General features: G+C 70.3%; 12 protein-coding genes and 1 pseudogene. 5 read left to right on the top strand and 8 right to left on the bottom strand.

All coding sequences use genetic code 11. The features are described from left to right. Window positions 1-2: 2 nt before the first annotated feature. Window positions 3-1,616 (bottom strand): sensor histidine kinase, encoded by a 1,614-nt coding sequence (locus AC3WXD_RS27330; protein ID WP_492325040.1) that lies wholly within the window; start codon window positions 1,614-1,616, stop codon window positions 3-5. Then, entirely contained in the window at window positions 1,616-2,290 is a 675-nt protein-coding gene (locus tag AC3WXD_RS27325; RefSeq protein WP_492325039.1) for a response regulator, read from the bottom strand. Before AC3WXD_RS27325 ends, AC3WXD_RS27330 begins: the two co-directional genes overlap by 1 nt. Before the next feature lie 260 nt (window positions 2,291-2,550). Between AC3WXD_RS27325 and AC3WXD_RS27320 the strand changes: the two genes are divergently transcribed. After that, window positions 2,551-3,675, top strand: a complete 1,125-nt coding sequence (locus AC3WXD_RS27320) for an ABC transporter substrate-binding protein (RefSeq protein WP_492325044.1) — start codon at window positions 2,551-2,553, stop codon at window positions 3,673-3,675. 193 nt (window positions 3,676-3,868) lie between these two features. Here the strand turns inward: AC3WXD_RS27320 and AC3WXD_RS27315 are convergent. Next, window positions 3,869-4,561, bottom strand: a pseudogene (locus AC3WXD_RS27315) (TetR family transcriptional regulator); the annotation flags it as partial. A gap of 460 nt (window positions 4,562-5,021) precedes the next feature. On the opposite strand from AC3WXD_RS27315, the gene AC3WXD_RS27310 reads away from it, so the two are divergent. The 4 genes from AC3WXD_RS27310 to AC3WXD_RS27295 all read left to right on the top strand — a co-directional run bounded on the left by AC3WXD_RS27310 (window position 5,022) and on the right by AC3WXD_RS27295 (window position 12,101). Further along, complete coding sequence (locus AC3WXD_RS27310) at window positions 5,022-6,299, top strand: efflux RND transporter periplasmic adaptor subunit (protein ID WP_492325038.1); 1,278 nt, start codon at window positions 5,022-5,024, stop codon at window positions 6,297-6,299. Window positions 6,300-6,329: 30 nt separating this feature from the next. After that, the gene (locus tag AC3WXD_RS27305) at window positions 6,330-9,500 is read left to right on the top strand and encodes an efflux RND transporter permease subunit (protein WP_492325037.1); all 3,171 of its coding nucleotides are present in this window, start codon (window positions 6,330-6,332) and stop codon (window positions 9,498-9,500) included. 2 nt (window positions 9,501-9,502) lie between these two features. Then, a complete protein-coding gene (locus AC3WXD_RS27300) occupies window positions 9,503-10,987 on the top strand; it encodes an efflux transporter outer membrane subunit (protein WP_020206803.1) in 1,485 nt (494 codons plus the stop codon). A gap of 643 nt (window positions 10,988-11,630) precedes the next feature. Next, window positions 11,631-12,101 (top strand): GNAT family N-acetyltransferase, encoded by a 471-nt coding sequence (locus AC3WXD_RS27295; protein ID WP_043367640.1) that lies wholly within the window; start codon window positions 11,631-11,633, stop codon window positions 12,099-12,101. Here AC3WXD_RS27295 and AC3WXD_RS27290 read toward each other — a convergent pair. The 5 genes from AC3WXD_RS27290 to AC3WXD_RS27270 all read right to left on the bottom strand — a co-directional run bounded on the left by AC3WXD_RS27290 (window position 12,079) and on the right by AC3WXD_RS27270 (window position 17,619). Continuing rightward, window positions 12,079-12,687, bottom strand: a complete 609-nt coding sequence (locus AC3WXD_RS27290; RefSeq protein ID WP_454732411.1) for a glutathione S-transferase family protein — start codon at window positions 12,685-12,687, stop codon at window positions 12,079-12,081. The two genes, AC3WXD_RS27295 and AC3WXD_RS27290, sit on opposite strands and share 23 nt — an antisense overlap. 83 nt (window positions 12,688-12,770) lie before the next feature. Continuing rightward, window positions 12,771-13,616, bottom strand: coding sequence for an OmpW/AlkL family protein (locus tag AC3WXD_RS27285; RefSeq protein ID WP_492325043.1), 846 nt, complete (start codon window positions 13,614-13,616; stop codon window positions 12,771-12,773). Window positions 13,617-13,657: 41 nt separating this feature from the next. After that, the gene (locus tag AC3WXD_RS27280; RefSeq protein ID WP_492325036.1) at window positions 13,658-14,986 is read right to left on the bottom strand and encodes a DUF2957 domain-containing protein; all 1,329 of its coding nucleotides are present in this window, start codon (window positions 14,984-14,986) and stop codon (window positions 13,658-13,660) included. A 154-nt stretch (window positions 14,987-15,140) separates the two neighbouring features. After that, window positions 15,141-16,508, bottom strand: a complete 1,368-nt coding sequence (locus AC3WXD_RS27275; RefSeq protein WP_020206620.1) for a DUF2957 domain-containing protein — start codon at window positions 16,506-16,508, stop codon at window positions 15,141-15,143. Window positions 16,509-16,773: 265 nt separating this feature from the next. Next, window positions 16,774-17,619: a DUF1571 domain-containing protein gene (locus tag AC3WXD_RS27270; protein ID WP_492325042.1), complete on the bottom strand. Its 846-nt coding sequence runs from the start codon at window positions 17,617-17,619 to the stop codon at window positions 16,774-16,776. Window positions 17,620-18,026 lie beyond the last annotated feature (407 nt).

Genomic DNA, 18,026 nt, shown 5'->3' with positions numbered 1-18,026 from the left:
GCCTACTTTCTTTTCGGGGAAAAGAAAGTAGGTCGCTCCGGGGGAGCGAAAGCCTTTGACTTTGATGTTGACGTTAAGTCTTTGACTTTGAAGTTAAGCCTTTGACTTTGATTCCAATCTTTCAAAGACTTCGACTCCAATCCTTCCCCCTCCCCCACCGGCAACCCCAACACCGCCCGGACCCCCCGTCCCTGCGTGCCCTCGCCCAGCTCCACCGTGCCGCCGAAGCGCGCCGCCATCTCGCGCGAGATGGCCAGCCCGAGGCCGGAGCCGGGTTCGGTGTTGCCCACGCGCCGGTAGAAGCGCGCGAACACCTTCTCGCGTTCCTCGGCGGGAATGCCGGGCCCGTCGTCCTCGACGACAAGGCGGGCAACGTCGCCGGCGCGCGCCGCGGACAGCGTGATCCGGCTGCCGCGCGGTGAATACTGGATGGCGTTGTGAACCAGGTTGGCGAACGCCTCGCGCAGCAGCGCGGCGTCGGCGCGCACCGGCAGCGCCAGCCCGGCGGGGCGTTCCCAGCCGAAGTCCTGCTGCTTGCCGCGCGCCAGCGGCAGGTAGTCCAGCGCGACCTGTTCGGCCACGGCCACGGCGTCGGTCAGCGGCGGCGGCTCGGCGTCGCCGGGGCTGTCGCTGCCCGGATGCTGGCGCACGCGCGCCAGCGCCAGCAGCTGGCTGGTGAGGCGCGCGGCCTGTTCCAGCTGGGTGACGATGCCGCCCACGGCCTCGCGCGCGGCCTGCGGCGCGTGGGCCGGATCGGCGCCGGCGCCCAACTGGCGCTGGGCGAACTCGGCCTGGGTCTTGAGGATGGCCAGCGGCGTGCGCAACTGGTGCGCGGCGTCGGCGATGAACTGCGCCTGCGCCTGCGCCATCGCGCTGGAGCGCGATACGTGCAGGTTGACCGCGTCCACCAGCGGGCGCACTTCGAGCGGCACGTGGTCGAAGGCCAGCGGCGTGAGGTCTTCGGCCCGGCGCGCCTGCACGTCATCGCGCACGCGCGCGAGCGGGCGCAGCACGTAGGTGATGCCAGCCACCAGCACGCCCGCGCTGACCAGGATCAGCAGCACGTCGCGCGCCAGCGCGCCGCGCCACACGGTGGCGATCAGGTCCAGGCGCGGCTCGGCGCTCTCGGCCACCTGCACGATCACGCGCATGTTGGCGTTGGGCCGGTAGACCGGGTGCGCCAGCGCGGCGATGCGCACCGGGTCGCCGCGGTAGTCGGCGTCGTAGAAGCGCGGCTGGTTGCTGGCCAGCGCGCCGGCCGGCAGCGGCAGGTCGTCGTAGCCGGTGACGGTCTCGACCTGGCCGTTGCGCTCGAGCGAGACGCGGTAGAACACGTGGGTCTGGGTGGCGGTCTCGAACATTTCCATCGCCGCGTCGGGCAGCGCGATCTGCACGCTCTCGCCGGCCATGCCGATGGCGTTGTCGATGGCGCGCACCGAGCCGTACAGCGAGCGGTCGTAGGCGGCGTTGGCGGCGTCGCGCAGCGTGCCGTAGGTCAGCCAGGTGTCGAGCGCCATCATCGCCGCCAGCGCCGGCACCAGCAGGACCAGCAACTGGCGGCGCAGGCTGCCCTGCAGCCAGCGCCGCAGCCAGTGCCGGGGCAGGCGGTGCAGCATCAGGCCGGCCCTTCCGGTTCCAGCAGGTAGCCGAAGCCGCGCAGCGTGACGATGGTCACGCCGTGGCCGGAGAGTTTCTTGCGCAGGCGGTAGACCAGCACTTCGATGGCGTCGGGGCTGACGTCGGCGTCGAGCGAGAACACCTTGTCGAGCAGCTGCGCCTTGGTCAGCGGCTGGCCGCTCCTGGCCAGCAGCGCGCCCAGCAGCGTGGACTCGCGCGGGGTGAGCGCCAGCGGCGCGCCGCCGAGCGTGAAGCTGCGGGTCTCGCCGTCGAACACCAGCGAGCCGCATTGCAGGCGCGGATGGGCGCGCCCGCGGCTGCGCCGGATCAGCGCCAGGATGCGCGCCTCCAGCTCGGCGATGGCGAACGGCTTGGGCAGGTAGTCGTCGGCGCCGAGGTTGAGGCCGCGCACGCGCTCGTCGAGCGTGTCCTGCGCGGTCAGGATCAGCACCGGGGTGCGGTCGTCGCGCCCGCGCATGGACTTGAGCACGGACAGGCCGTCCTTGCAGGGCAGGCGCAGGTCCAGCACCACCGCGTCGTATTCCTCGGCGATCAGCCGCGCCTCGGCCTGCAGGCCGTCGGCCACGTGCTCGATCACGAAGCCGCCCTGCTCCAGCGCGCGCGCCACCCAGCGCGCCAGCTCGATTTCGTCTTCCACCAGCAACAGGCGCACGCCGGTCCTCCCATGCTCGATAAGCGTCCGTTGTTCACAATGCGGCACAGCGGCCGCCGCGGGGGACTGGCCGCGGGCGCCTATAATACCTCCGCCCCGGGCCGGGCGCGGCGTGCGCGCCAGGGCCCTGCCAGGCAGCGATGTCAGCCCCGATGGTTCCAGCCTTGCGCAAGTTGCCCCCCGCCCACGCCCTCTCTTCCGCCCCGGCCGGCCCGTCCGCGCCGGGCGCCGCCGCGCCGCCGAGCCGCCGCCGCCGCGTGCTGGCCGGCGCCGCGGCGCTCGGCGCGGCGTGGAGCGCGGGCCTGAGCGCGCCGCTGCGCGCGCAGTCCGCGCCGTCGGTGCCGCCTGGTTATCCACAGAGCTATGCCGAGATCATCGCGCGCGCGCTGCGCGAAGGCGCGGTCAACGTGCACGCCTCCACCGACGCCGACATCGCCCAGCCGCTGGTGAGCGCCTTCGAGGCGCGCTACCCGGGCATCAGGGTGCGCTACCGCGAGCTCAACACGGTGGAGCTCAACGACGGCTTCCTGGCCGAAGGCGCGCGCCTGGCCGCCGGCGAGCCGCCCGGCGCCGAGACCGCCGACGTGCTGTGGAGCACGGCGATGGACCTGCAGATCAAGCTCGTCAACGACGGCCACGCGCTGCGCTACGCCTCGCCCGAGCGCGCCGGGCTGCCGGCCTGGGCGGCGTGGCGCGACGAGGCCTGGGGCACCACCTTCGAGCCGGCCGTGATCGTCTACAACCGGCGCCATTTCGCCGGCATGCAGACGCCGCGCAGCCGCACCGGGCTGGCGCGGCTGCTGCAGGAGAACACGCCGCGCTGGCGCCAGCGCGTGGTGACCTACGACGTGGAGAAATCGGGCGTGGGCTACCTGCTGGCGCAGCAGGACGCGCGCATGGGCGACGAGTTCTGGTACCTGGCGCAGGCGCTCGGGCGCTGCGGCGTGCAGTTGTCGGCCTCCACCGCGAACATGATCGAGCGCATCGCCTCGGGCGAGTTCGTGATGGGCTACAACCTGCTGGGCTCGTATGCGCTGTCGCTGATGGAGCGCGGCGCGGAGATCGACGTGATCGCCCCGCGCGACTACACGCTGGTGATGTCGCGCGTGGCCTTCATCGCGCGCCGCGCGGCGCATCCCAACGCGGCGCGGCTGTGGCTGGACTTCCTGCTGTCGCGCGCGGGCCAGACCGTGCTGGGGCAGAGCGCCTCGCAGCTCTACACCATCCGCACCGACACCGACAGCGTGCACACCGCGGCGGCGCTGGCCGAGCGGCTGGGCTACGCGCTCAAGCCGATCAGCGTGGGCCCCGGCCTGCTGGCGGCGCAGGACACGCTGCGCAAGCGCGCCTTCTTCGCGCGCTGGCGCGACGCCACGCGCGGCTGACGGAACGGGTGGCTGGGCGGGGGCTGCCTCAGCCGGCCTTCGTGCCGCGCGCAGGCCTGGCGGTGGCTTTCGGCGTGGTTTCCAGGGCTGTCTTCGCTGCCGTTTTCGAGGCGGCCTTCCGGGCCGGCTTCGGTGCCGCCTTCGGCGCAGCTTTCGACGCGGCCTGCTCCGCCTCCTTGGCTTCCTTGGCCTGGGCTTCCTGGCACATCGAATCGATTTCCTCGTTCAGCGCGGCCACCGGCGGCGCCACGTAGCCCTTGCGCAGGGCCGGCGACAGCCGCAGCGTGTCGATGAAGGCATCCGACACGCGCGCGGCGTTGGTCTCCAGGTCGAAGTCCTCCGGCGCGAACAGCCAGTGCGACAGCATGCCGCCGATGGAGGCGTGGAAGACATTGACGGCGAGGTCGAGGTCGAGGTCCGCCGGCAGCTGGCCGCGGTCCACCGCCAGGCGCAGGTGGTCGCGCATCTTCACCGTGCCTTCCTGGTGCGACTGGCGCTGGCGCTGGAAGATGGCGCCGTTCTCCTCGACCATCTCGCACTTGTGGAAGACGATCTCGAACACGCGCCGCCATTGCGGGTTTTCCACGGTCTGGCGCAGCGCGAACGCGCAGATGTCGCGGATGCTGCCGAGCGGGTCTTCCTTGCTGGCGATGCGCTCGGGCTCGCACAGCGCCTCGAGCGGCAGGTGCACGCGGTCCGACATGGCGGCGAACACGTCGCTTTTGTTCTTGAAGTGCCAGTAGATGGCGCCGCGGGTCACGCCGGCGGCCTCGGCGATGTCGGCAAGCGACGGGCGTGCCACGCCGCGGGCGTGGAACACGGCTTCCGCCGCGTCGAGAATGCGGTGGCGCGTTTCTAGCGCCTCTTCCTTGGTGCGTCTGGCCATGATGTTCTCGGCTGCCGGCCAGGTCTGGCCGGTCTGTTATCTCTCCCGGGTGCAGTCGACGGCGCCGCCGGGCACGGGCATGCGCTAGCGCGCGCGGCCTTCGCCGGGCCGCTGATATATGGGGCAATTATCGCCGCATTGCAACAGACACTTACATACATGCGCGAATGTATCTATAATACGCGTTCGCCTGACGTTCAGCCAGCCCGGGCGGGCTGAAGCGGCGCCGCGATTTCCGCGCCCGTCCTGCCGTGGCGGGCGGTTTTCCGCGGCGTCCCGCCGGCGTGCCGTGGCCCGGTTTTTCCATTTGTCACACGCGTAGCGCCAGCGCGCCCGTAAGTGACCAGCAGCACTCTTTATGCCCGCCGCCGGCCTTTGCCGGCCGGCGGGCCGCGCCGTATCCGCGCACGCTGCCGGAAGCGCATGCGGCCGATCTCAAATTGCCATCATGGGGTTATCGATGAGGAAGTCCCAACGTATTACCTGCGTTGCCGCTGCCGTTTTGTCGGCGCTGGCGCTCACCGCCTGTGGCGACAAGCAGCCGCAGGGCGGCGCCATGCCGCCGCCCGAAGTGGGCGTCGTCACCGTGACACCGACCACGGTGTCGGTCATCAATGAACTGCCGGGCCGCCTCGAAGGCGTGCGCACCGCCGAGGTGCGCGCGCGCGTGGCCGGCATCGTGCTGTCGCGCAACTACCGCGAAGGCGGCGAGGTCAAGGCCGGCCAGCTGCTGTTCAAGATCGACCCGGCGCCGTACCAGGCCCAGCTCGAATCGGCCAGGGCGAGCCTGGCGCGCGCCGAGGCCAATGCCGTGGCCGCGCGCCAGAAGGCCGAGCGCTACAAGCCGCTGGTGGCCGTGAACGCGGTCAGCAAGCAGGAGTACGACGAAGCCGTGGCCGCCGCCGGCCAGGCCGCCGCCGACATCGCCTCGGCCAAGGCTGCCGTCACCACCGCCCAGATCAATCTCGGCTACACCGCCGTGACCGCGCCGATCGGCGGCCGCGTGGGCCGCGCGCTGGTGACGGAAGGCGCGCTGGTCGGCAGCGGCGAGGCCACCAAGCTGGCCACGGTCGAGCAGGTCGACCCGATCTGGGTCACGTTCACCCAGCCCGCCAGCGAAGTGATGAAGCTGCAGCGCGCCATCGGCAGCGGCCAGGTCAAGGGCGTGGACGGCGGCGCGCGCGTGCACCTGTTCATCGAGGACGGCCGCGAGTACGAGCAGACCGGCAAGCTGCTGTTCTCCGACATGACGGTCGACCCGACCACGGGCGCCATCACGCTGCGCGCGCAGTTCGCCAATCCCCGCCGCGAGCTGCTCTCGGGCACCTTCGTGCGCGTGAAGATCGAGCAGGGCGTGGACGAGAACGCGCTGACCGTGCCGCAGCGCGCGCTGGTGCGCACGGCGCAGGGCGCCTCGGTGCTGGTGGTGGGCGGCGACGGCAAGGTGGCCTCGCTGCCGGTCACGGCGCCCCAGGCGGTCGGCGAGAACTGGATCGTCACCGCGGGCCTCAAGGGCGGCGAGAAGGTGATCGTCGAGGGCCTGCAGAAGGTCAAGGTGGGCGCGCCCGCCAAGGCCGTGCCGTTCGCGGCGCCCGCTGCCGCGCCTGTCACCGCCGCTTCCGAACCGGCCGCGCAGCCGGCCAGCGCGGGCGCCTCGGCGCCGGCGGCGGTCGCCGCGGAGGCGGACGGCAAGGCGGCCGGCAAGGCAGACAAGCAGGCCGGCGCCAAGCAAGGCTAATCACAGCGCAATACCAAGGGAGCCAGTTCTATGGCCAAGTTTTTCATCGACCGGCCGGTGTTCGCGTGGGTTGTCGCGCTGATCATCGTGCTGGCAGGGGTGCTGTCGATCCTGCAGTTGCCGATCGCCCAGTATCCCAATATCGCACCGCCGACGATCTCGGTCACGGCGACCTACCCGGGCGCATCCGCCAGGACGCTCGAAGACTCGGTCACGTCGGTGATCGAGCAGGAGCTCAACGGCGCGCCGGGGCTGCTGTACTACCAGTCCACCAGTGAAGCCACCGGCCTGGCGACGATCACCATCGCCTTCGATCCGAGCTCCAACGTCGACCTCGACTCGGTCGAGGTGCAGAACCGCCTCAAGCGCGTGGAAGCGCGCCTGCCGGCCGAGGTGCGCCAGCAGGGCGTGCGCGTGGACAAGGCCGGGAACAACTACATGATGTTCCTGACGGTCTCGTCCAAGTCGGGCCGGGCCGATGCCATCGAGCTCGGCAACTACGTCTCGGCCAGCGTGATCGACTCGATCCGCCGCGTGCCCGGCGTGGGCCAGGCCGACCTGTTCGGCACCGAGTACGCCATGCGCATCTGGGTGGACCCGTCCAAGCTGACGGGCTTCAACCTGACGCCGCAGGACGTCACCGCGGCCATCGCCGAGCAGAACGTGCAGGTCGCCGTGGGCGAGCTGGGCGGCGCGCCGTCGCCCAAGGGCACCGAGCTCAACGCCACCGTCACCACCGAAAGCCGCCTCACCACGCCGGAGCAGTTCGCCAACATCCTGCTGCGCGTGAACCCGGACGGCTCCTCGGTGCGCATCAAGGACGTCGGCCGCGTCGAGCTCGGCGGCGCCGACTACTCCACGCTGGCGCGCACCAACGGCAAGCCGGCCGCGGCCATCGCCATCAAGCTCGCGCCGACCGGCAACGCGCTCGCCACCGCCACCGCGGTGCGCGCCAAGATGGAGGAGCTGTCCAAGTTCTTCCCGGGCGACTATGCGTACAGCGTGCCTTACGACACCTCCGCCTTCGTCCAGATCTCGATCGAGGAAGTGATCAAGACCCTGCTCGAAGCCGTGGTGCTGGTGTTCCTGGTGATGTACCTGTTCCTGCAGAACTTCCGCGCCACGCTGATTCCCACGCTGGTGGTGCCGGTGGCGCTGATGGGCACCTTCGGCATGCTGCTGGCGTTCGGCTTCTCCATCAACGTGCTGACCATGTTCGGCATGGTGCTGGCGATCGGCATCCTGGTCGACGATGCCATCGTGGTGGTGGAGAACGTCGAGCGCATCATGAGCGAGGAAGGCCTCTCGCCGCGCCAGGCCACGCGCAAGGCGATGGGCCAGATCACCGGCGCCATCGTCGGCATCACGCTGGTGCTGACCGCGGTGTTCATCCCGATGGCGTTCTTCTCCGGCTCGGTGGGCAACATCTACCGCCAGTTCTCGCTGTCGCTGATCTCGTCGATGGCGTTCTCGGCGCTGCTGGCGCTGACGCTCACCCCGGCGCTGTGCGCGACGCTGCTCAAGCCGGTGGAAGCCGGCCATCACCACGAGAAGCGCGGCTTCTTCGGTTGGTTCAACCGCGGCTTCGCGCGCGCGGCCACCGGCTACCAGGGCGTGGTCGCGCGCATCCTCGGGCGCGCCGGGCGCTACCTGGTCATCTACGCGGTCATCCTGGCCGGCGTGGTGGTGCTGTACATGCGCCTGCCCTCCTCGTTCCTGCCCGACGAAGACCAGGGCTACATGATCACCGTGGTGCAGTTGCCCAACGGCGCCACCCAGGAGCGCACCCTGGGCGTGCTCAAGCAGATCGAGGACTACTACCTGCAGAAGGAAAGCAAGGTGGTGGACCAGATGATCACGGTGGCGGGCTTCTCGTTCTTCGGCCGCGGCCAGAACGGCGGCATCGCGTTCGTCAAGCTCAAGGACTGGAAGGAGCGCACCGGCGCGGACGAGACCGCGCAGGCGCTGGTGGGCCGCGCGTTTGGCACGCTGTCGTTCATCAAGGACGCCATCATCTTCCCGCTCAACCCGCCGGCGATCTCCGAACTGGGCAATTCCTCGGGCTTCGACTTCCGCCTGCAGGACCGCACCGGCCAGGGCCACGCCAAGCTGATGGAAGCGCGCAACATGATGCTCGGCATGGCCGCGCAGAATCCGGCGCTGGCCGGCGTGCGCCCCGAAGGCCAGGAAGACGCGCCGCAGCTGCAGATCGACATCGACCGCGAGAAGGCGCGCGCGCAGGGGGTCTCGGTGGCGGACATCAACGCCACGCTGGCCATCGCGTTCGGCTCGTCCTACGTCAACGACTTCATCTACGAAGGCCGCGTGCGCAAGGTGATCGCGCAGGCCGAGGGCAGCGACCGCAAGCTGCCCGACGACTTGAGCAAGCTGCGCGTGAAGAACAAGAACGGCGACATGGTCGCGTTCGCCTCGTTCTCCACCTCGCAGTGGATCATGGGCTCGCCGCGCCTGGAGCGCTACAACGGCCTGCCGGCGGTGAAGATCGCCGGCCAGGCGGCGCCGGGCCACAGCACCGGCGAGGCGATGAAGATCATGGAGGACAACTTCGCCAAGCTGCCGCCGGGCCTCGGCTTCGAGTGGTCCGGCCAGTCCTATGAAGAGCGCCTGGCCGGCTCGCAGGAGCCGATGCTGTACACGCTGTCGCTGATCATCGTGTTCCTGTGCCTGGCCGCGCTGTACGAAAGCTGGTCGATCCCGGTCTCGGTGCTGCTGGTGGTGCCGCTCGGCGTGCTCGGCGCGCTGCTCGGCGTGACGCTGCGCGGCATGCCCAACGACGTGTACTTCAAGGTGGGCCTGATCGCCACCATCGGCCTGTCGGCCAAGAACGCCATCCTGATCGTGGAGTTCGCCAAGGACCTGCAGGCGCAGGGCCGCGGCGTGATCGAGGCTACGCTGGAAGCGGTGCACCTGCGCTTCCGCCCGATCCTGATGACGTCGATGGCCTTCATCCTGGGCGTGCTGCCGCTGGCGATCGCCACCGGCGCGGGCTCGGGCGGCCAGCGCGCGATCGGCACCGGCGTGATCGGTGGCATGATCACGGCCACGGTGCTGGCGATCTTCATGGTGCCGGTGTTCTTCGTGGTGATCCGCAGCCGCTTCAAGGGCCGCGCGCCCGAGCAGGACCAGGACCAGGACCCGAAGCAGGATCAGAAGTGGCTCGAACCCAAACAGGAACTCTGACCATGACCAAGACACTGACCACGCTGTTGCTGGTGGCGGGCGTCCTCTCGGGCTGCACGCTGGCGCCGACGTACGAGCGCCCCGCGCCGCCGGTGGCCACGCAGTACCCGGCCGCGCCCGACGGCTACGCCGCGGCCGAGGTGAAGACCGGCGAGACCCGCCGCGCGGCCGACATCGGCTGGCGCGAGTTCTTCCGCGACCCGCGCCTGCAGGCGCTGATCGCGGCCTCGCTCGAGAACAACCGCGACCTGCGCACCGCCGTGCTGCGCATCGAGGAAGCGCGCGCGCAGTACCAGGTGCAGCGCGCCGACCTGCTGCCCACGGTGAACGCCACCGGCGGCTACACGCGCCAGCGCATCTCGGGCGCGCAGTTCGGCTCCAGCCAGGCCGGCACCTCGATCTCCGAGTACTACCAGGCCGGCGCCGGCATCACATCGTTCGAGCTCGACCTGTTCGGCCGCGTGCGCAGCCTCTCCAACGCGGCGCTGGCGCAATACTTCTCCACCGAGGAGGCGCGCCGCGCGGCGCAGATCTCGCTGGTCTCGGAAGTGGCCAAGGCCTACCTGTCCGAGCGTTCCTTCGCCGAGCAGTACGAGCTGGCGCAGAACACGCTGCGCACGCGCGAGTCCACGCTGGACCTGGCGCGCCAGCGCTTCGACGCCGGCGCCACCTCGGCGCTGGACCTGCGCGACAACGAATCGCTGGTGGCGCAGGCGCGCGTCTCGGCCGCGCAGCTGGCGCGCCAGCGCGCGCAGGCGCAGAACGCGCTCGAAGTGCTGGTGGGCAAGCCGCTCGGCGGCATCGCGGACCTGCCCGAGGCAATGCGCCTGTCGGACGAGCGCATCATCAGCGACATTCCGGCCGGCCTGCCGTCGGACCTGCTCGAGCAGCGCCCCGACATCCGCCAGGCCGAGCAGCAGTTGCTGTCGGCCAACGCCAACATCGGCGCCGCGCGCGCGGCCTTCTTCCCGCGCATCACGCTCACCGCCAACGCCGGCGCGATCAGCCCGACCTTCTCGAGCCTGTTCGATTCCGGCACCGGCGTGTGGTCGTTCGCGCCGCAACTGACGCTGCCGATCTTCGACTACGGCCGCAACCTGTCCAACCTGGATCTGGCCAACGTGCGCAAGAACATCCAGGTCGCCAGCTACGAGAAGACCATCCAGACGGCCTTCAGCGAAGTGGCGGACGCACTGGTGGCGCGCGGCACGCTCGAAGAACAGGTGCACGGCCAGGAACAGGTGCGCGATGCCGAGCAGGCACGCTTCGAACTGTCCACGGTGCGCTTTCGCAGCGGCGTGGCCAACCAGCTCGACCAGCTCGACGCGCAACGCCAGCTGTTCACCGCCGAACAGGCACTGATCCAGGCGCGCCAACTGCGCCTGAACAACGCCATCGACCTGTACCGCTCGCTCGGCGGCGGCCTGGCCGAAGCCGGCCCCGTGGCGTCAGCCGACAGCATCAAGCCGGCGGTGACAGCGCAGTAAGGCAGCCACAGATAGCTGGAGGTCTGCGCCCCTCCCCCGCAAGCGGGAGAGGGGCGCAGACAATCGGTACGCCGGCCTGGCAGGCAAAAAAAGCGAAGCGCACATGCGCTTCGCTTTTTTTATGGGACGAGGGCAAAGAGAAAGAAAAAAAGGGAGCCACCGAGCCCACCACGAAACCAGCACCGATTGAGACATCGCTCCCATCCGCCCCGGTCGCGGCAGCAGCCTGAAGGGCTTGGGCCACCGCCATCATGCAGCGCCACCACGAATCGAACGCCATTCGCGATGCCGCAGGCAAGCAACCCGGTAGCGTCAGCAACCTCATCGAAGCCAACGCCCGCACCACGAAACCACCACCAGAAATAAAGTCTGAGCGCCCAGCCCCCCTGCAAGGGGTCGTTTTCTTTTGGTTACTTTTCTTTGTCGAGACAAAGAAAAGTAACGATCTTCACCAAGCCCGAACCACCAAAACCGCTCGCGCCTCAAGGCCCACAGAAGCCAGAACAAGAATCCCAAGCCCGAACTACCAAGACCTTCCCGAGCCCCAAGGCCCACGACAGCTAGAACAAGGATCCCCAAAACTCCCGAACCCGACCACCTGCGCTAGCATAACAATCCCCGACGCCAACCCTCCCCCACCCCAATGGAAGTCCGCCCCCTGACCCCCGACGACCTAGACTTAGTCTGCTACCACCGCGAGGAAATGTTCCGCGAAGCCGGCCGCGATGACGCCGTCCTGCGCGCCATGACCGAACGCTTCCGCCCGTGGCTGGAACCGCGCCTGCGCGACGGCAGCTATTTCGGCTTCGTGCTCGCCGAGCACGGCCGCGCGGTGGCGGGCATCGGCCTGATGGCCATCGACTGGCCGCCGCACCCCGCCCATCCCACCCAGGACAAGCGCGGCTACGTGCTCAACGTCTACGTGGAGACGTCCCACCGCAAGCAGGGCCTGGGCCACCGGCTCATGCAGCTGGCGGAGGAGGAGTTCGCGCGGCGCGGCGTGCAGTACGCGATCCTGCACGCGACCGAGATGGGCCGGCCGCTCTACGTCGCGCTCGGCTGGCACGCCACCACGGAGATGGCCAAGGACCTCAGTCCGGCGGCGTGTCCCTGAACGCGGGCAGCGCTTCGGCGGCGGCGCTGAACGCCGCGAGCGCCGGGTAGGCGGCGGCGTCGGCCGCCTGCGGCAGCATCATCTGCGTGAAGCGCCACGCCACGGCGGTGGTCACGTCGGCCTGCGTGAGCCGGCGCTCGTCGGCCGGCGGCGCGGTGCCGGCGATTTCCTTTTCCAGCGCCGCGTAGGCCGCGCCAAGCTGGCCGCGCACGCGCGCGAGCCACGGCTCGTACTGCTTTTCGTCGGGCCGCAGGTTGCATTCGTAGACGATCTGCACGGTCTTCTCGCAGGCGGCCAGCGCCAGCCCGGCCACGCGCAGCGCGTGCTGGAGCGCGGGCAGGTCCGCCGGCATCAGGCTGCGGCCGGCCAGCACCGCCAGGTAGTCGAGGATCAGCCCCGACTCCATCAGCACCGTGCCGTCGTCGCACACCAGCGTGGGCGCCTTCACCACCGGGTTGATGGCCTGGAATTGCGTGAACGTGCGGAACACCGACACCGGTTTGTGTTCGAACGGCACCCCCAGCAGCCGCAGCGAGATGGCCACGCGGCGGACATAGGGCGAGTCGAGCATGCCGATGAGTTGCATATTGCCTCCGAAGAAAAGTCGGCCCGGGAACGGGCCGGCGAGGCATCAGCATAATCGATCCGCGGCGCGCCGCCGCGCCGGCTTCAGAACTTGTACGTCGCCGCCACGAACACGATGATCGGGCTCGGGCTGATGTCCGCCTTGGAGGTGGACAGCACGGTGCCGTCGGCGGCCTTGACGATCATCGACGAGGTGGTCTTGAGCGGGATGTACGTCACCGACGCGGTCAGCCCCCACTGGTCGGTGATGGCGAACGAGCCGCCCAGGTTGAACACCGGCGCCCACGAGCTCGACGCCTTGGCCTCCACCGAGGTCGGGCCCGGCTTGCCGGCGCCGGCCGCCAGCGTGGCGCCGAGGTTGTTGTTGACCGATGCGGCGAAGGCCGGGTTGAGGTCGATGTTGGTGAAGAAGTTGTACGACACGCCGATGCCGACGAACGGCCGCACGCGCGCGGTCGGCTCCAGGAAGTGGTATTGCGCCATCACCGCCGGGCTCCACTGGCGCGCGCCGGTGATGATCGGGTTGAGGCTGGGGTCGCCCAGCGGCTGGCGGCCCAGCGCGCCGGCCGGCCCCGGCGGGATCAGGTTGCCGTGGCCGTGGAGCTTGAACTTGGGCGGCACGCCGGCCACCGTCGTCAGCGCGATGTGGTCGGTGAAGAAGTGGCTCACGGTCAGGCCCAGCGTGTCGGCGTTGGAGGTGCTGATGCTGCTGCCCGGCGCGCTGAACGAGGACGGCAGCCCGAGCGGGCCGTTGATCGGCGCGTCGATCACGCTGGTGGTGAAGGGGCTGCTGTGCCCGCTGGTGCTGATGTGGAACCAGCCCAGCGCGACCACGTTGTCGCCGGCTTTCTGCGCGTGCGCGGCCGGCATGGCGCCGAGCCAGGCCAGTGCCGCGGCCAGCAGCGGCGCGGCGAATCGAATGGCGTTCATCGTCATGTTGTGTTCCCGGATGTGTGTGGATCGCATGGCGGTCATTGCACGAACGCGCCGATGGTGAAATACGGGCTGCCGCCGCGCGACTCGAGGAAGCCGAACACGCCGCCGGTGAACATGAACTTGCCGGTCGGGCCGCCCGCGGCGCCGCCCTTGCGCGTGGTCGTCACCACGCCCGGCACCTGCTGCGCGTAGTCCAGCGCGAACGCCGTGGCCAGCGACGCGTCCGAGGCGCGGAACGGGTCGAGCATGGTGGCGTCCGGCCCCACCAGCGCGGTGGTGCGGTAGTCGAAGCTGCTGTCCACGCCCACGTATTCGCCGTTGACCGAGCCCTGCGCGACGGCCGCCGCCGGCGCCATCATGCCGATGCCGATCTCGTCGTCGGCACCGAGCGGCATGCCGCCCAGCACGCCGCCGATCGAGCTGCTGGCGTAGCCCACGCGGATCATCACCGGCACCAGCTGCCCGCGCAGCTTGCCCACGATCAGGTAGGCGCGCCCGAGCGTGCCGCCCAGCGTGGGCGGCAGCTCGGCCGCGTAGTTGGTCGACAGCAGCGCGCCGCCGGCGGTGGGCACGAACTTGTTGCCCTTCTGCGCGCAGGTGCCGCCGGGCTTGTTGTCGCACACCAGGAACGAGCCGTCGGCGGCCAGCGTCATGCGGTAGTCCTGCGCCACGGTCTGGAAGTTCTTCGACGGCACCTCGTGGAAGCCCGAGCCGTTGTACTGGCCGGCGATCTTGCCGAGATCGGTCTCGGTCTGCGCGAAGCCGATGAACTGAAAGTACGGGAAGGTGGTGTCGGGCACCACGCCCGCGCCGGCCACGCCGTCGAACTGGATGCGCGCGCCGGGGATGGTGCCGCCGGCCACGCCCTCGCCCACGAACAGCCGCGCTGGGCGGTTCGGGTCGAGGCTGGCGCCGGCGAGCTGGAACGCGCACTGGTTGAGCTTCTCGGTGGGCAGCCCGGTCTCGGGCCGCAGCTTGCCGCTCATCACGTTGCTGCCGCTGGCGGTGTCGCTGCGCGTGGGCTGCACGGTGCCGGTGGCGCGCGGCACCGACGAATCGAGGAACGTCACCTGCCAGGTCATCTTGCTGGTGTCGATCTGCACCTTGACCAGCTCGCCCGAGCCGGTGCCGCCGGTGAAGGTGGTGGTGTAGTCGAGCGCGGCCGGGCACAGCCGCACGGGGATCGCCGCGGCCGGCGCGGCGCTGGTGTGGTCGCCGTCGCCGCCGCCGCCGCAGGCGGCCAGCAGCGCGGCGCCGGCGAGCGCCAGCGCGTAGCGCGCCAGCCGGGACGCGCGGCGCGCGCGGGCCGGCGAAGAGAACGCCGGCCGCGTGCCGGACGACGGGAAAAGGGGGGCCTTGTGCATGATGTCTGTCTCCTGAAGCGCCTTGTGTGCGGCGCGTGGTTCCTGGCCTGTTGTTCTGTTTTTCCGCGCGGGTGCCGTGAGGCGGCACCGTTCGTTCCTTGCCGCTGCGCGTGCCTCCTCCGGGCGCGCGCGGCAGGCTTCGATGCCCGCCGGCTCAGGGGCTGGCGAATACGCTGACGCGGAAGGTCGGGTTGGCGCCGCCGGTGCCCGCGAGGTGCGCGAAGGCGTGGCCGGTGGCGATCAGCGTGCCGGTGGTGCCGCTGTTGTCGGTGGTGCCGATCTGGCCCGGGCGGGCCTGCGAGAAGTCGAGCTGGAAGGCGCCCTTGACGTTGGTGGTGAGCGGGTCGACCAGGCCGACCAGCTTGTCCTGCACGATCGACGAGGTGTAGACGAAATCGCTGCCCGAGCCGACGTAGGAGCCGTTGAGCTGCGCGCTGGTCAGCGTGGCGGCCGGGGCGAGGAAGGCCAGGCCCGATTCGTCGTCCACGTTGATCGGGTCGAGCAGGTCGGTCAGGTCGATGTGCGCGTAGCCGGTGCGGATCAGCAGCGGCACCAGCGCGCCGTTGAGCTTGCCCGCGACCAGGATGCCCTTGGCCTTGGTGGTGGGGCCGCTGACCAGCGACTGCGTGTAGAAAAACGGGTATTGCCGCGTGCCGGCGTCGTTGTTGCTCTCGAACGCGCCGTCGTTCTGCGCGCGCGGCCGCCACGGGTTGCCGGTGGACCGGCAGCTGCCGCTGGCCGCGGTGCAGGTGCCGTCCGCGTTCAGGGTCTCGACGGTCTGCGCGGTGGCGGGGATGAAGTTGCCGGCCGGGAACAGGTTGCCGCCCGACGGCACCAGGTGGTAGCCCAGCATGTTGTAGGTGCCCGCCACCTTGGCGAAGTCCGTCTCGGTCTCGGCGAACGCCAGCACCGGGTAGATCGGGAAGGTCTTCGCGGGGATGGCGCCGATCGGCGCGCCGATGCCGAGGTCCACGCCGGGATAGGAGATCGTCGCGCCCGGGATGCCGCCGCCGGCCACGCCGTTGCCGACGAAGATGATGGGCGGGTCGGCGGGGTCGATGACGGCCTGCGCGCCGCCGTCGGACGGCACCGCGCTGCGGATGGCCAGCGCGCAGCGGTTCTGCTCGGCGCTGGGCAGAGAGGTCAGGCGGGCGATGGTGCCGGTGTAGGTCACGCCAGCGCGCGTGGGCTGCACGCTGCCGGGCGCCTTGGGCACCGGCGACTCGAGGATCTGCAGCCGGTACGTGAGCGCCGTGGTGTCGAACTGCATCTTGACGAACTCGCCGCCGCCCGAGCCGCCGGTGTAGACGGTGGCGTAGTCGAGCGAGGCCGGGCACAGCGGCGCCGGCGCGGGGCCGGACTGCGCGGGGCCGCTGGCGGGGCAACTGCCGGTGCTGGCGCAGGATGCGACCTCGGCCGAGCCGGGGCTCGGCGCATCGCCGCCGCCGCAGCCGGCGAGGGTCAGCGCCAGGCTTGTGCCAGCCAGCGCCGCAAGGCCGTTGAATACATTCAAGCGGGCCATCGTTTGTCTCCTTTTTATCGGTTTTGTATTTTTGTGTCGTGCCGGTTTGTCCGGTCTTGTATATGACCTGTTGTGCAGCGACTCTCGCCGTTCGCCCGCGCGAGCGTCAATAGAGCGCCCGTTCCAAACACCGCGCGCCGCGCGCCCGCCACCGCCATGCAGGCGCTCGCGCCGCCTGTTCAAACCGCGGCGCGCCCGCGCGCGCGGCGCAATTCAAACGGCGCGCGCGGCTTCCTCGCGCGGCGCCGGGTCCGGCGGCATGGTTTCAGAACCTGTAGTCGCCGTTTTTCGCGTCGAACGTGTCGGTGTCGAATGTCTTGCGCACGGCCTTCTCGAAGACAATCTTCTCCACCATGTTTCCATCGGCGTCCCACGCGGTCTCCACGCGCGGCCACGGGTTCTTGAGGTCCAGCATCAGCTGCACGCGCTTGGCGTAGTAGCGCGGCGCGCCGGCGGGCAGCTCCCAGGTCAGCGCCACCATGCGCGTGCCCTGCTCCGGCACGATCTCGGCGCGCGCGAAGCGCTCGGAGAGGCCGGCCGCGCGCAGCGAGCGCGCGTCGCGCTCGAGCATCGCCACCACGTACTGGAAGCCGAGGTCGCGCACGGTGTGGTTGGACTGCGCGCGCGCGATGGTGCCGTCGAGCGCGATCCACATCGAGGTGAAGCCCAGCAGCCCGCCCAGGTGGCCGTACATCTCGTCCTTGCGCCGGGTCTCGTCATAGAGGATCTCCTGGCCGGCCTGGCTGCCGCCGGGCAGCCACTTCGCATAGAGCTGGCGCGGCGCGTGGCGGTAGCGGATCAGCATGCGCGCGGGCTGGTCCTGCCACTGTCCGTTGAGGCGCTCCTGGCGCGTCATCCAGTACTCGTACTCGGGATAGCGGCTCACTTCCGCCTTGGCCCACAGCAGCGGCGTCTCGGGCTGGAGCGCGTTGAACACGGCCAGCAGCTGCTCGTCGGGCAGCTTCGCGAGCTCGCCACCGGCGACCTGCTTCGAGAGCAGCGCGGCCTGCTGCTGCGCGGACAGGCCGTCGTAGGCGGTGCCGGCCGGCGTGGCGGCGGCGGTGGCTAGTGTGACGGATGCCTGGGCATGCGCGGCGCCCGGCAGCGCCATTGCGATCACGCCGGCGGCGGCGAGGCCGCGCAGCAGGCCGGCGGGCCGGGCCCCCGGGAATGCGCGCAAGGCCTGGCGCAGCGTCTGGAAAGAGAGTGGCTTCATGATGCGGGTCTCCTGTCACGGCACCGTGCTGCGCCAGGCGCGCGTGGCGCGAAAACGCGGGCAGCAGCGGGCCGGCGCGTGCTCGCGGCACGCGGCGGGTCGGCGAAGCGGATTGCCTGGGCGCGGGTCGCCGGGGCAGCGGCGGGGACCGTGGAACGGCAAGACCCCGCCACCGGGCGAAGCGCGCGGCCGGGCGGCGGAAGGCGCGGCCGTGGGGGGCGGGGGGGGGGGCTCCGAGCCCGCGGCGGCGCCCGGCGTATCGGCCACGCGGCGCAGATGCGGCATGCCGTCCTCGCCCATCG

The organism is Cupriavidus sp. FW216-B1, from assembly GCF_058789195.1.
Note: the sequence above shows the minus strand (reverse complement) of the source record. Positions and strands in the feature narration are given on the sequence as shown.

Coding starts and splice junctions, on each gene's coding strand:
- AC3WXD_RS27295 (WP_043367640.1), top strand. CDS start 11,631: ATGGAAGTCCGCCCCCTGACCCCCGACGACCTAGACTTAGTCTGCTAC.
- AC3WXD_RS27330 (WP_492325040.1), bottom strand. CDS start 1,616: ATGCTGCACCGCCTGCCCCGGCACTGGCTGCGGCGCTGGCTGCAGGGC.
- AC3WXD_RS27290 (WP_454732411.1), bottom strand. CDS start 12,687: ATGCAACTCATCGGCATGCTCGACTCGCCCTATGTCCGCCGCGTGGCC.
- AC3WXD_RS27300 (WP_020206803.1), top strand. CDS start 9,503: ATGACCAAGACACTGACCACGCTGTTGCTGGTGGCGGGCGTCCTCTCG.
- AC3WXD_RS27275 (WP_020206620.1), bottom strand. CDS start 16,508: ATGGCCCGCTTGAATGTATTCAACGGCCTTGCGGCGCTGGCTGGCACA.
- AC3WXD_RS27280 (WP_492325036.1), bottom strand. CDS start 14,986: ATGCACAAGGCCCCCCTTTTCCCGTCGTCCGGCACGCGGCCGGCGTTC.
- AC3WXD_RS27305 (WP_492325037.1), top strand. CDS start 6,330: ATGGCCAAGTTTTTCATCGACCGGCCGGTGTTCGCGTGGGTTGTCGCG.
- AC3WXD_RS27310 (WP_492325038.1), top strand. CDS start 5,022: ATGAGGAAGTCCCAACGTATTACCTGCGTTGCCGCTGCCGTTTTGTCG.
- AC3WXD_RS27270 (WP_492325042.1), bottom strand. CDS start 17,619: ATGGCGCTGCCGGGCGCCGCGCATGCCCAGGCATCCGTCACACTAGCC.
- AC3WXD_RS27285 (WP_492325043.1), bottom strand. CDS start 13,616: ATGAACGCCATTCGATTCGCCGCGCCGCTGCTGGCCGCGGCACTGGCC.